Below are 12,836 nucleotides of genomic sequence, written 5' to 3'. Positions count from 1 at the left end.
TGTGGGGGCCGCCTCGTTTTTGTGTTCGAGGTCGTGGTTTCCTCCGCCGGTGGGCGCAGATGTGGGATGAGACCGGTAGGCTGGGAGCGTGGATGAAGGAAACGAACTGGGAGGCTACCGCCTGATTCGCCGGCTCGGTACGGGTGGCGCGGGCACTGTGTGGCTTGCTGAAGATGGGGGTGGCACGCGTGTCGCTCTGAAGGTCATGCACCCCGCGCTTGCGACGTCGGAGGAATCTCGGGCCCGCCTCGAGCGCGAGGTGCGTACCGTTAATTCCGTACGTTCCCCCTTCGTCGCGCACATCATCGATGCGGAGATCGACGCGAGCCAGCCTTTCGTGGTCTCCGAGTACGTCGAGGGGCCGACTCTGGCGGAGATCCTCTCCTCCGGCCCGATCCCGCTGCGCGGCGTCGCTGCGCTGTCCTACCACCTCGCGTCGACGATCGCTGCCGTCCACCACGCCAACATCATTCACCGAGACATCAAACCCTCGAACATTATCTGTTCGTCGCGCGGTCCCGTCCTCCTCGACTTCGGTATCGCCATGGCGGTCGACGATCAGCACCTGACGCGCACCGGCCTCGTCTCGGGTTCTGCCGGCTATACGGCACCCGAGCTCCTGCGCGGCAAGCCCGCCACAAAGGAGTCCGACTGGTGGGCCTGGTGCGCCACCCTGCTGTCCTGCGCGACTGGGCGTGCCCCCTTCGGTAAAGGCGACGTCATGGCGACCATGATGCGCGTCATCGAGGGCGAACCCGACCTGGCAGGTCTGCACCCGATGGTCTCCGATGCGCTCGGTGGCGGCCTGTCGCCCAATCCCAGCGTGCGTCCCTCGCCGTCGCTGATCGTCGCGCACCTCATGAGCGCGGTTGGCTGGGCACCCGGCGAACTCGACTACGTCACCGTGAACTGGGCGCAGCTGCTCGACACCGGCGAGCGTACCCAGATGGTCAACTCCGACCCGCAGGAAATCGCGGCACCCCCGGAATGGGACGAGATCACGTCGCGCCCCGACGCGGCCGGTGCGCGCCCCGTCACCTACCCCGTCCACCCGCGTCGCGACCCCTCAGAATTCACGGCCGCCAATGACCATACCGAACAGGTCGATACCGAATCGGTCTCCTGGGGAGACGACGAGTGGGACGAGGACGCCGAGGAAGAGACCTGGGACGATGAGGCCTCGGAGGGTAGCGACGAGGACTGGGATGAGTCTGGCGATGAGCCCTGGGAAGAGTCCGGCGAGGGCGACCAGGAGTGGGAAGAGTCCGACGAGGATGATCAGGGCGACGAAGACTGGGACGAAGCTGACGACGAGGATCAGAGCTGGACTGGTGCAGAACCCGCGGACTCGACCGGCTCGGTGCAGCCCTACGGTCAGGGAGGTTACCCCGGGCAGCAGGGCGGATACAGTGCTTCTCAGGCCCCGTTCGCCGGTGCCCAGAACGCCTACGGTTACCCGCGCGGCGCTTACGGTTCCGCGGGAATGGCACCGTCGGGCAGGCCCGTCCCCATGGGCGCTCCGCAACCCGGCCTGGCGGCCCCGACGGGTGATCCACGCGCAGGCGTGCAGGTCCGCGCCAGCAACGCGGGACAGCCACCAGCGTGGCAGGCTCGTGGGCAGCAGTACCCGAATCGGACTGATGCCTCGTCTGCTTCAGGCAGTGCTTGGGTCTCCGGCGGTGTCCTGCTGCTCACGCTTGCCGCGCTCCCTCTCATCTTCGGCCTCAGCGGTACGCTCATCGTCGGTGTCGCACTGACTGCCTGCGGGCTTGTCGGTGCCATGGACAGGTGGCTGGAGCGTCGGCGCGAGCAGTACGGCCCCCGCGCCAGCGACGATGCCGCCGCCATCGCCATGGCTCCGATCCTTCTTGCCCGCTCACTCGGCACGACAGTCCTTGCGCTCGCGGTCGGGTCCGTCCTTCCCTACCTGGTGTGGATCGTTCTCTCCTTCGCGCACGACGGATCTGTGCAGTGGGGGTGGCCTACGGAGGTCGCGACGTCTCTACGTCTGTCGCGTCGTAACTTCTGGTTGAGCGATCCTGCAGGAGTCATCATCGTCTGGGCGCTTGGTGCGTCGATGCTCGTGACCGCGTGGCTCGTACCTTTTGCAGCCGACTTGCGCGTTGGACTCGCCAAAACAGTGCGTTCTAGCATTCGTCCGATCTGGGGGCGTGCCCTGTTGTCAATCGGTTGTGTTGGCTTCCTGCTGATCTCCTGGCTCATTGGGACGGGTGGTGCGTCTAACTAGGCGCGGGTCAGCCTTACTCGATAATATTGCAATATTCAACTAAGTTTGGAAGGTACCTTCATGGCTCAGAAGCAGCAGCGCAGCGTCGATCCCCTGCGCGCCAAAGCATCCGAGATGCGGCTCGCACAGCAGCGCGCTGAGCGTCGCACCCGCATCATCGTCATCTCTGCTGTTGGCCTCATCGTGCTGGCCATCATTGCCGCCGTTGGCGGTGTGATTTGGCAGCAGCAGAGTGAAGTTAGCGCCGCACGCAACGTCGAGCCCTCCGATGTTCTCGGCGTATACGCCGACGGGCGACCCATTGTTGTCAACGGGAACGGCGTGTCCGCCGAGCCGGATCCCAACCTGCCGACGCTCACGGAGTACTTCGACTACTCATGCCATGCCTGTGCTGACGTCGATGCTGCCCTGGGTGAAGATCTGACGACCTGGGCGTCCGAGGGGCACTACAACCTCGAGCTTCAGCCCGTCATCACAGTGAATATGAACTACCTCAAGCCTGCCACGGGTGCCTCGCTCGTCGTCGCCCAGAAGGCGCCCGACAAGTGGATCGAATTCCACCACGCACTCCTGGCCTACTTCCGCACCCAGTTCCAGGCCGGCAACGGCACGGTCGTGCAGAACCTTGACCCCTCGTGGAAGCAGGTCAAGCAGATCGCGACCGAGGTTGGCGTTCCCTCTGACGTGGTCGCGACCTTCCCGGTCAACGCCGTTGAGTCCTACCTCGAAGCCTCCTCGAATGCATGGAAGGACGCACAGTACAGCGGTCGTCAGCCCAACCAGCTCGGCACCCCCGAGTTCGTCAAGGATCACTCGAGCGTCGTGACCCTGGGGAAGACCATCGAAAGCACGCGTGAGTCGCTCAAGGAACTCTTCGGTTTCGCTGACTCCGCCACGCAGGCACCCAGTGATCTGCCCCAGTCCGAGGCTGCCGTGCCTTCCCGGGGTGACGAGGAAGAGGCGCAGAGTACCGCGACGACGACAGGTTCTGACTGAGTCTCGCACTGAGGTGGGGTGGGTCCGACGCATCGGACCCACCCCACCGTCGTATCTGGAGTCGCTATCCCACGGAGTGGTCGAGGGTGCGCGAGTTCGTCACTGTCACGCGTCACGTGTCGGGTTCAAATGAGCCTCGCCCGTGCGCGCTTACCCCAACCTGTGGCACACTAGTGTGCGCCGCCGGCTTAGCTCAGTTGGTAGAGCAGCTGTCTTGTAAACAGCAGGTCATCGGTTCGAGTCCGATAGCCGGCTCCATGGAGTCCATAACGCGGCACTGACGCCACGCGCCCCTCAGGCTCCATCACAGATGCGCGAGGCCGGGGCGTGCCCCCGGAAGTGCTCCGCGGAACCAGCCACGGCCTCGTTCATCAACCATCCGCCCCGCTCAGTTGAGTGACCAGTCGACGCCGCGCGCCCCCTGCTCAGCCAACAGCGCGTTCGCGCGCGAAAACGGTCGCGACCCGAAGAAACCGCGATACGCCGACAGCGGGGAGGGGTGCGGGGACGCGATGATCGGTGTCTCGCCGAGCCGAGGTGCCAGTGACTGCGCATCCTTGCCCCACAGAATCGCCACGAGCGGAGCGCGTGAGCCGTCCGGGCGTCGGCGAGCCACCAGCGCGTCAATCGCACACTGCGTGACCTCCTCCCAGCCGCGTCCCCGATGCGAGGCGGGCGCACCCGGACGGACCGTCAGCACTCGATTGAGCAGACACACACCCTGCTCGCTCCACGCCGTCAAATCGCCCGAGGAAGGGGCTGGGCAGCCGATGTCATCTCCGAGTTCGCGGAAAATGTTAATGAGCGATTTGGGCAGTGCCACCCCCGGACGCACGGAAAACGACAACCCCATCGCGTGACCCGGCGTCGGGTATGGGTCCTGCCCCACGATCAAGACCTTTACCTCATCGAAGGGGTACGTGAACGCGCGTAGCACGTCCGTCCCAGCGGGCAGATAGCCGAGGCCCTCCTCGACGTCCTGTGCGAGCATGGCGCCCAATTCGTGGACGCGTTCCTCCACCGGAGCCAGTGCGCGGGCCCAGCCCGGATCGATCAAGTCAGCCAAGGGGCGCGGATTGTAATCATTCATAGCACCAGACTAATACTGCACATGGTGCCACACACTTCCCGCGTGCCACACGAGCTAGCCCAGCGCTTTTCCGATAGTCTGAGGACGTGAGTTCTCAGTACCCAAGGGATGAATTTGATCGCGCTGGCGAAGACATGCCCGTCGGCATGCACCGCCCCAAGCCGTCGAAGTGGAAGAACGTGTGGCCGTTTCTGGCCATTCTCGTGATCGTTCCCGCGCTCGGCTGGGTGGCAGCGACCGCCCTGTACCGCCAGCAGGCCACAAATGTCAGCGTGCAGCCCGTCCCGGCAACGTCGAGCAGCGCCCAAGCGCCCGCCACCCGGGGTGCGTCACCGGGCGCTGCAGCGCCGAGCGCCGCTCCTTCAGTCGAACCCATCCCCTCGCCGAGTTCCTCGTCCTCCGCTGCCTCCGCTGAACCGGATCATGGTGCCGTGATTTCTGTCCTCAATGGCACCGAAACGCCGGGCTACGCTGCCGGGAAGGTGACCATCCTCAACGATGCGGGCTATGCCGGCACCTCCGCTGCCAACGCGGATGCCAATTGGACGAACACGACGTCTACCGTCTTCTATGAGGACCCGAAAATGGAGGCCACTGCGAAGGATATCGCATCCAAGCTGGGCATTGACACCGTTCGTCAGCAGACTGGGCTCGGCGATCCTGACGTGGTGATCGTCCTGCGCTGATCGTTCGCTCTATCGCATCTGAGTCGCCCGTCTCCCGTGTGGGGGACGGGCGATGAGCGTCTGTCGAGGTCGCGTGGGTGCGTTACGCCCTGAGCGCATCCGACTCAAGCTCAGTGACCTCGCCTTGCACTCTGGGGTGGTGAGTGCCAGAATCATAGTTAGCACTCCGACATGGAGAGTGATAAGAGCATCGGTTCGATGAGGTCGTCTCACACAAGCGACCGTCCGTCGCGGGCATCGAACCTGATCCGCATCGCGGAAGGACACATTTTCAATGAGCAAGATCATCAAGTTTGATGAAGATGCCCGTCGTGGCATGGAGAGCGGCCTCAACCTGCTGGCCGACACCGTCAAGGTGACGCTTGGCCCCAAGGGTCGCAACGTCGTGCTCGACAAGAAGTGGGGCGCCCCCACGATCACCAAGGATGGCGTTTCCGTCGCCAAGGAAATCGACCTGGACGATCCGTTCGAGCGCATCGGCGCCGAGCTGGTGAAGGAAGTTGCCAAGAAGACCGACGACGTCGCGGGTGACGGCACGACCACCGCGACCGTTCTGGCACAGGCGCTGGTCCACGAGGGCCTGCGTAATGTTGCCGCCGGTTCCAACCCGATCGCCCTCAAGCGTGGCATCGACCAGGCCGTCGAGGCCATCGTCGCCCAGCTGCACGCCGACGCCAAGCCCGTCGAGACCACCGAGCAGATCGCCGCCACGGCATCCATCTCCGCCAACGACCCCGCCATCGGCAAGCTCATTGCCGAGGCCTTCGAGAAGGTCGGTGCCGAGGGCGTCGTCACCGTCGAGGAGACCAACTCCTTCGACACTACCCTGGAGACCACTGAGGGCATGCGCTTCGACAAGGGCTACCTGTCGGCCTACTTTGTGACCGACCAGGAGCGCCAGGAAGCCGTCCTCGAGGACGCCTACGTCCTCCTCATGGACTCCAAGATCTCCAACGTCAAGGACATCGTCCCCGTCCTGGAGAAGGTCATGCAGACCGGCAAGCCCCTGGCGATCATCGCCGAGGACGTCGAGGGCGAAGCCCTCGCTACGCTGGTTGTCAACAAGATCCGCGGCACCTTCAAGTCCGTGGCCGTCAAGGCCCCCGGCTTCGGCGAGCGCCGCAAGGCGATGCTGCAGGACATGGCCATCCTGACGGGCGGCCAGGTCATCTCCGAGACCGTCGGCCTCTCCCTCGAGAACGCTGACCTCGAGCTGCTGGGCCGCGCCCGCAAGATTGTCGTCTCCAAGGACGAGACCACCATCGTCGAGGGCGCTGGCGACAAGGACATGCTGGACGCCCGCGTGCGCCAGATCCGCCAGGAGATCGAGAACACCGACTCCGACTACGACCGCGAGAAGCTGCAGGAGCGCCTCGCCAAGCTCGCTGGCGGCGTCGCCGTCATCAAGTCCGGCGCGGCCACCGAGGTCGAGCTCAAGGAGCGCAAGCACCGCATCGAGGATGCCGTTCGTAATGCTCGCGCGGCTTCCGAAGAGGGTCTGGTCGCTGGCGGCGGCGTTGCCCTGATTCAGGCTGCCGCCGTGGCGCTGCCCAAGCTCGACGCTCTCACCGGCGACGAGGCGACTGGCGTGAACATCGTGCGTCTGTCCGTCTCCGCTCCGCTCAAGCAGATCGCTGAGAACGCGGGCGTCGAGGGCGGCGTGGTCGCCGACCGCGTTGCCAACATGGAACCCGGCCACGGCCTGAACGCTGCGACCGGCGAGTACACCGACCTCATGGCCGCTGGTATCTCCGACCCGGTCAAGGTCACCCGTTCCGCGCTGCAGAACGCCGCGTCGATCGCGGGCATGTTCCTGACGACCGAGGCCGTCGTCGCCGACAAGCCGGAGCCCCCGGCTGCCGGTGGCGACGACGCGGGCGCTGGCATGGGTGGCATGTACTGAGCCGCGCAGCGCTGAGCTGATACGCCTGGGGGCGGGACCTGTGAGGGGTCCCGCCCCCGACGCATCTGCGGATTCGCATCGGCTGGTGAGGCCGACGCATGGGGGCGGTCGGACCGGCGCGCGGACTCAGGCGTGCTGCTACACGAACAATCCCATCGAGTGGGTCTCCGCATCCGAGTAGGTGGTAGCCGCATCCTGCAACTGCGACGAGATCTGGTCGAGGGTGTCGTGCGTCTGCGTCTGAATGGCCTCCCACTGACTGATCGTCGTCTCGAAGTTGATCTGTGCGCCGCCGGTCCAGGAGTCCTGGAGTCCTAGCAGCTGTGTCATGAGGGTGTCGACTTCGGTGCGGATCGTGGCTGCGGTTGCGCAGGCCTGAGCGGATGCTGTCGAAATTTCCTCGGCGTCAACGGCGTAAGCGGTCATGATGTCACTCCTTCGTGGGGCCCTGGGTGGGTCCGTCGCGCTCAACGCTAGACGCAGGCTGGTAGGGGAGTCGAGGCATAATCGTGGGCCTGTGGATAGCGGGACGACACGACGCACCCCTGTGGATAATCGAGGTGTGGGCGTGTCCCTGTGGATCCACGACGCCCGGCGCACCGCAGGGTACGCCGGGCCGTGAAACGCGCGTGAAACGAACTCAGTCGGCGTTGGGGAGATCCAGGGACTCCACGGCTGATTCAAGGGAGGACGTAGTCTCCACGTCCTCGCCCGAGTACAGTGGCTCCTCGATTTTGCGCGGCAACACGCCGGTCGATGTCACTTCATTGTCGGCGGAGTGGACCGGAATGCGCTTCTTGATGGAACGGCGCTTGATGATGAGCGTGCCGGTCGAGGTGACCGCCCCCTCCTGGGCCTCGTCCGTGTCATCAGAATCATCCGGATCGTCGGTGTCGTCGGCCTGGGCGGCCTCGCACAGCTGCGCCTTATCGCGCTCGAGACGCGTCAGCTCGACCTCGAGGTTCGCGCGGGCGGTGTCCTCCCATGCGGAACCGAGGGGGGACTGGTAGATGGTCTCGTAGCTGAGCAGCTTCTTGACCAGGGCGATACGGGCCTTGATGAATTGCAGGTCGTCCAGCTCGACGAGTTCGGCACGCAGCGCAGTGCGGAGCTTCTTATACTCCTGCGGGCTACAGGACAGGCCCGCCAGGTCAGCATCCACGAGGACCTGCGCGTCGAAATCCGTCCGCGGTGCGCGGTGGCGCGTCACGAAGGCGATGAGTTCGTCGACGCGCGCCACGACCTCGTCAGCGACACCGAGGCTGGTGAGGCGACTATGTGCGTGCTCGATACATCGGGTCGCGGCGAAGTTCGCCTGAAAGCCGCCGAGCTTGATCTCAAGGGCCTTGTTGAGGAAGGCACCGTGGTACCACGCTGCGACGCGCAGGATGTCAGGGTCGTGCGCGGAGGAAGCGATTTCGTCGATATGGGTCAGCGTGTTCATGAGCCGACGCAGATTGTGCAGCTGACGGTTGGGTGCGTTCCAACGCTGCATGAGGTCTGCGCCCTCATGTTCAAGGTCTGTTTCGGCAGCAGTCGCGCCGATTTGCTGCATGGCGTCGACGAACGACGTCAGCAGCCACTGAGGTGCTTGTGCACCCATGGGCCACTCTCCTAGTTGAGGAATACCCGAGCCATGCTAGTGCGCTTTTTCCTCGCGGTCACGTTCGCGAGTAAGGAACCGAGCACAATTCGTGCGGTTCTTTCGAAACTGTCAGCTGGTGAACGGTAGAGATTGAGGGGAAAAGTAGCTGTCGCTCCATTCATCGTTATGTCGTTCACGCCATCGGCAGTTCGATGCGGACGGTGAGGCCCCCGCCTTTGGTTTTCGTCAGGGAGGCGTTTCCTCGGTGCGCGGCTAGGATTCCGGAGACGATGGCCAGTCCCAGGCCGGATCCGCCCGAGCGCCGGTTGCGCGAGGAGTCAGCCCGGTAGAAGCGTTCGAAGACGCGTCCGCGATCGGTTTCATCGATGCCGGGGCCGTGGTCGCGCAGTTCCACGATGGCGGTGTCGCCGCTGCGACCGAGCGCGATTTCGACGGGTGAACCGTCCGGCGTGTAGCGCACGATGTTCCCGATGAGGTTGGTGAAGACTTGGGAGATGCGGTCGCGGTCGGCGGGAACGATCAGGGTCATCGGGGGAGTGCGACCGTTGATGCCGGTGAGTCCGACGGTGCGCGTGGGGTCGAGCGCCTGCAGGTCGAAGACCGCGTTGTCAGCTAGCTTGACCAGATCAATGTCGGAAATGTCGAGTGGGCGTCCCTCGTCGAGCCGGGCGAGAGTGAGGAGGTCTTCGACCAGGGTGGCCATGCGGGCAGACTCTGAGCCGATGCGGCCCATGACTTCGTCGATGCGTTCGGCAGGCACGCCGCCCATTGAGTACAGCTCGCAGTATCCGGAGATCGCTGCTAGAGGGGTGCGCAGCTCGTGGGAGGCGTCGGAGACGAAGCGTTTGATCTTTCGTTCCGAGGCCTGACGTGCCTCGAAGGATTGCTCGACCTGGGTGAGCATAGAGTTGAGTGAGAGAGACAGGGAGCCGACTTCGGTTGTGGGCGGGTGGGGGGTGAGGCGCTTGGTGAGGTCGCCGGCGGCGATCTTGCCGGCGGTGGATTCGATGGAGCGCAGCGGTAGGAGCGCGCGTCGTACGAGTACGTGCCCCGCCCAACCGCCGATGATGACGATAATGAGGCCGGCGACGGTGAAGTACGAGGCCGTGGTGCGCAGGGTGTGCTGGACGTCGGACAGGGGGAGGGCGATCGTCATGTATCCGGAGAATAATCCGGTGTCTTGGTCGTAGACGGGGACGACGAGTGCGCGCCAGCCGAGTCCGGTCTTTGAGGAGGGGACTGTGACGGGCAGCGTGCGGAAGGAGGAGATGGGCGCGGAGGACGTATCGATCAGCTCGGGCAGGATGGGTGTGCCCGACGCTTTGAGTGTGTCCTCCGAGTAGAGGTAGCGATCCTGGCCATCCGCGTCGTGAATATGGACGTAGTAGAGAGTGGGGATGGCACCCTGGCCGTCGGCGGCGAAAGTGGCTGATGAGGCGGAGATCTGGATCGTGTGCGCGGTCGCGATGAGCTGGTCGTCGATCTGCGAGGTCAGGTGGCGCTGCAAGAGGCCAATCATGACGGTGCCGGACAGTGAGAGTCCGACGGCAAGCAGGAACGTGATGAGCGTAACGAGCTGTGAGGCGAGGGGTTTGGTGTCCCACCAGGCCTCGACACGTTGAGCCAGACTGGGGTGCACGTTACTCCTCGGCGCGCAGGATGTAGCCGACGCCTCGCTTGGTGTGGATGAGTTCACCGGAGGCGCCCTCGACGGCGAGCTTGCGTCGCAGGTAGGAGATGTAGGACTCGACGATGGCGACCTCGCCGTCCCAGTCGTATTCCCACACGTGGTCGAGGATCTGCATCTTGGACACGACGCGCCCGGCGTTGATAACGAGGTAGCGCAGGAGCTTGAACTCGGTGGGGGACAGGTCGATCTGGACTCCGGCGCGTGTCACTTCGTGGGCGTCCTCGTCAATAACGAGGTCACCGACACGCAGGAAGGCGTCGTCCTCCTCGGCACCCATGGTGCGGCGCAGGATGGCGCGGATGCGGGCGACGACCTCTTCGAGGCCGAAGGGCTTGGTGACGTAGTCGTCGCCGCCGACCGTTAGGCCCTGGATCTTGTCGCGCATGTCGTCGCGGGCGGTGAGGAAAAGGACGGGGGTCGTGATGCCGGCGTCGCGCAGGCGGCGGGTGACGGTGAAGCCGTCCATGTCGGGGAGCATGACGTCGAGGACGATGAGGTCGGGGCGCGAGGCCTGGGCTTCGTGAAATGCGCCGCTGCCGTCTTCGGCGGTGACGACGTCGAAGCCTGCGAAGCGCAGGGAGGAGGCGAGGAGGTCGCGGATGTTGGGTTCGTCGTCAACGACGAGCAGTTTTGCCTCTGTTCCGGTGGTGGTCATGGGTGTAGTGTCCTGCACGATGCTGAATGTTTCCTGATAGTTGGGTGGGAGAATCGATTGTTTATTTGGTCACTGATTCTGTTGCGGTAATGGTATTTGCAACAAGGAGGAGCGCGGATGAATCGTGCAAGAATTGAAGCATGTCATCCCGAAGTACAGTGGACATCCTGTCTCCCGCAGGTGTCGAATTCCAGCACGTATCTCCCACACTCGCCGCCCTGCGCCTGGGCAATGCCCTTGCCCTGTGCGGTGCCCTGTGCGGCATGATCTCGGCGCTCGTCCTCATCGTTGACATCGCCGCACTGTGGTGGCTCATGCTCGTCCCCGCGGTCATCGCCCTGCTGTGCCTATGGCTGATCCCCGCCCAGGTGCGTGCCCTTCGCTACGCCCTGGCCGAAACCGACTTTGTGATCCGCCGCGGTGTCATTAATCGCTCGCTCACGATGGTCCCTTACGGTCGCATCCAGTACGTTGACATCCACCAGGGTCCCGTCCTGCGCTTCATGGGCATCGCCACGATCAAGCTCTCGACTGCCAGCGCCCAGACCGACGCGACTCTCAGCGGCGTTTCCGTCGCCGATGCGGTAGGCCTGCGTGACGTCCTGGCCGAGCGCGGTTCCGCAGAGCTGATGGGCCTATGAGCAAGGATCTGTCAGCTGACGGGGTCGCCCCCGAGGAATGGAAGCCGCTTCACCCGCTGACCTACCTGCCCCGCGTTCTCGGATCAGTGACGGGCATTATCGGTGCAGTGACCCTGGCGAACGCGTCGGCGCTCGCGGCGTGGCTGTCGGGTGAGACGCCGACGGGCATCGAGAGTGGGCTCATTTTCCTCGGCCTCGCCGCTATCACTGTGGTGATTCTGGCTGTCTCTGGCCTCTACAGCTATCTGGCCTGGAGAATGACGCGCTACGCGGTGACCTCGACGGCTGTGTGGTACCGCGCGGGTATCTTCATGCGCACCCAGCGCCACGCGCGCCTGTCGCGCATCCAGACGGTGAACGTCTCCTATTCGCTCCTCGGCCGCATCGTTGGCCTGGGGTACCTCGACATCGAGGTCGCCGGCGGCCAGGACTCGAGCATCAAGCTCGGCCTGCTCACGAGCCGCCGCCTCGACGAGCTGCGTGCCCTCTTGCTCGCCCTGGCCTCGGGCGTGATTGACGAGGCCGTGGATCCCAACGCTGATGCCGTGGCCTCGACCGTGGGTCGCCGCTCCGGCACATCCCCGCTCGAGGCCTCCGAGCGCCGCGTCTTCACGGTTGGTGGCGTCAAGCTTCTGGCTTCCATGCTGGCGACCGTCGACAACGCCGTGGCGCTGTTCTTCGGTGTCTTCCTGCTCGGCTTGAACGGCTTCCTGGTCGGAGTCGTGGGCGTGACCTCGCTCATGAGCTTCTTCGGTATTCTCGCGGGTGCGCTCAGTCTCCTAGCGGGCGTCTGGGCGCGCTTCGACCGCGAGTTCGGTTTCACGGCGTCCATCGCGGCCGACGGCGTGCACATCAGCCGAGGCCTGACGGCCCAACGCCAGGTGACGATTCCCCCGGGGCGTATCCATGCCATCGAAGTGACCCAGCCCCTGATCTGGCGGATCTTCGACTGGTACCGCGTGGAGATCACGCAGGCAGGTAACGCCGCCCACACCAAGGATGAGAAAAACAAAGGCATGCGGGTCGACGTAGCCTCCGACGTGCTGCTGCCCGTCGGCAGTCGCACCGAGGTCCTTCAGGCGATCGCTATTGCTATCCCCGACCTGGGGGTCGATGACGCGACGGGCTTCATCGAATCCCTGCGTGCCGGCATGCGCGAGGACCGTTGGATGACCCCGATCCCGCGCAGCGCGCGCATCCTGGACCCCCTGGAGTACAACCGCCGCGCCTTCGGCCTGACCGACGCGGTGTTCGCGATCCGCGACGGGTTCTTCAACCTGCGCTTCTCGATCATCCCGCTCACGCGCATCCAGTCCGTGTC

11 protein-coding genes and 1 tRNA gene are annotated in these 12,836 nt (G+C 64.5%); 7 read left to right on the top strand and 5 right to left on the bottom strand.

Annotated features, from left to right (window positions below):
- The first annotated feature begins 88 nt into the window (after positions 1 to 88).
- From QZ149_RS01440 to QZ149_RS01430, 3 genes are all read left to right on the top strand, one after another.
- Positions 89 to 2,248, top strand: a complete 2,160-nt coding sequence (locus QZ149_RS01440; RefSeq protein ID WP_291449063.1) for a protein kinase — start codon at positions 89 to 91, stop codon at positions 2,246 to 2,248.
- Positions 2,249 to 2,308: 60 nt separating this feature from the next.
- On the top strand, positions 2,309 to 3,244 hold the full coding sequence (locus QZ149_RS01435) for a thioredoxin (RefSeq protein ID WP_291449060.1): 936 nt from the start codon (positions 2,309 to 2,311) through the stop codon (positions 3,242 to 3,244).
- A gap of 182 nt (positions 3,245 to 3,426) precedes the next feature.
- Positions 3,427 to 3,502, top strand: a tRNA-Thr gene (locus QZ149_RS01430).
- 130 nt (positions 3,503 to 3,632) lie between these two features.
- Here the strand turns inward: QZ149_RS01430 and QZ149_RS01425 are convergent.
- Positions 3,633 to 4,334 carry a uracil-DNA glycosylase gene (locus QZ149_RS01425; RefSeq protein WP_291449057.1) on the bottom strand — a complete coding sequence of 234 codons (702 nt, stop codon included), beginning with the start codon at positions 4,332 to 4,334 and terminating at the stop codon, positions 3,633 to 3,635.
- A gap of 134 nt (positions 4,335 to 4,468) precedes the next feature.
- On the opposite strand from QZ149_RS01425, the gene QZ149_RS01420 reads away from it, so the two are divergent.
- Together QZ149_RS01420 and groL are read left to right on the top strand one after the other, a co-directional pair.
- Positions 4,469 to 5,020 (top strand): LytR C-terminal domain-containing protein, encoded by a 552-nt coding sequence (locus QZ149_RS01420; protein ID WP_291449224.1) that lies wholly within the window; start codon positions 4,469 to 4,471, stop codon positions 5,018 to 5,020.
- 274 nt (positions 5,021 to 5,294) lie between these two features.
- Positions 5,295 to 6,923 (top strand): chaperonin GroEL, encoded by a 1,629-nt coding sequence (groL, locus tag QZ149_RS01415; protein ID WP_291449054.1) that lies wholly within the window; start codon positions 5,295 to 5,297, stop codon positions 6,921 to 6,923.
- Between the two features lie 138 nt (positions 6,924 to 7,061).
- Here the strand turns inward: groL and QZ149_RS01410 are convergent, their stop codons facing one another.
- The 4 genes from QZ149_RS01410 to QZ149_RS01395 form a co-directional block, all read right to left on the bottom strand.
- Positions 7,062 to 7,349 (bottom strand): WXG100 family type VII secretion target, encoded by a 288-nt coding sequence (locus QZ149_RS01410; RefSeq protein ID WP_009648554.1) that lies wholly within the window; start codon positions 7,347 to 7,349, stop codon positions 7,062 to 7,064.
- 214 nt (positions 7,350 to 7,563) lie between these two features.
- Positions 7,564 to 8,526 carry a hypothetical protein gene (locus QZ149_RS01405; RefSeq protein WP_291449049.1) on the bottom strand — a complete coding sequence of 321 codons (963 nt, stop codon included), beginning with the start codon at positions 8,524 to 8,526 and terminating at the stop codon, positions 7,564 to 7,566.
- Positions 8,527 to 8,701: 175 nt separating this feature from the next.
- Positions 8,702 to 10,168, bottom strand: coding sequence for a HAMP domain-containing sensor histidine kinase (locus QZ149_RS01400; protein WP_291449046.1), 1,467 nt, complete (start codon positions 10,166 to 10,168; stop codon positions 8,702 to 8,704).
- 1 nt (position 10,169) lies between these two features.
- The gene (locus QZ149_RS01395) at positions 10,170 to 10,874 is read right to left on the bottom strand and encodes a response regulator transcription factor (protein ID WP_009648563.1); all 705 of its coding nucleotides are present in this window, start codon (positions 10,872 to 10,874) and stop codon (positions 10,170 to 10,172) included.
- 140 nt (positions 10,875 to 11,014) lie between these two features.
- On the opposite strand from QZ149_RS01395, the gene QZ149_RS01390 reads away from it, so the two are divergent.
- Positions 11,015 to 11,515, top strand: coding sequence for a PH domain-containing protein (locus QZ149_RS01390; protein WP_291449039.1), 501 nt, complete (start codon positions 11,015 to 11,017; stop codon positions 11,513 to 11,515).
- Positions 11,512 to 12,836 (top strand): PH domain-containing protein (locus QZ149_RS01385; protein WP_291449036.1); only part of this gene is annotated, 1,325 nt, incomplete at its 3' end. The genes QZ149_RS01390 and QZ149_RS01385, both read left to right, overlap by 4 nt.

It is taken from the genome of Actinomyces sp. ICM47 (assembly GCF_905369875.1).
Classification (GTDB): domain Bacteria; phylum Actinomycetota; class Actinomycetes; order Actinomycetales; family Actinomycetaceae; genus Pauljensenia.
The sequence above is the reverse complement of the archived record's forward strand: the minus strand, read 5'-3'. Positions and strand labels throughout refer to the sequence as shown.

Excerpts from the sequence above, each read along its gene's own strand:
- QZ149_RS01435 (WP_291449060.1), top strand. The coding sequence starts at position 2,309 with ATGGCTCAGAAGCAGCAGCGCAGCGTCGATCCCCTGCGCGCCAAAGCA.
- QZ149_RS01425 (WP_291449057.1), bottom strand. The coding sequence starts at position 4,334 with ATGAATGATTACAATCCGCGCCCCTTGGCTGACTTGATCGATCCGGGC.
- QZ149_RS01420 (WP_291449224.1), top strand. The coding sequence starts at position 4,469 with ATGCCCGTCGGCATGCACCGCCCCAAGCCGTCGAAGTGGAAGAACGTG.
- groL (WP_291449054.1), top strand. The coding sequence starts at position 5,295 with ATGAGCAAGATCATCAAGTTTGATGAAGATGCCCGTCGTGGCATGGAG.
- QZ149_RS01410 (WP_009648554.1), bottom strand. The coding sequence starts at position 7,349 with ATGACCGCTTACGCCGTTGACGCCGAGGAAATTTCGACAGCATCCGCT.
- QZ149_RS01405 (WP_291449049.1), bottom strand. The coding sequence starts at position 8,526 with ATGGGTGCACAAGCACCTCAGTGGCTGCTGACGTCGTTCGTCGACGCC.
- QZ149_RS01395 (WP_009648563.1), bottom strand. The coding sequence starts at position 10,874 with ATGACCACCACCGGAACAGAGGCAAAACTGCTCGTCGTTGACGACGAA.
- QZ149_RS01390 (WP_291449039.1), top strand. The coding sequence starts at position 11,015 with ATGTCATCCCGAAGTACAGTGGACATCCTGTCTCCCGCAGGTGTCGAA.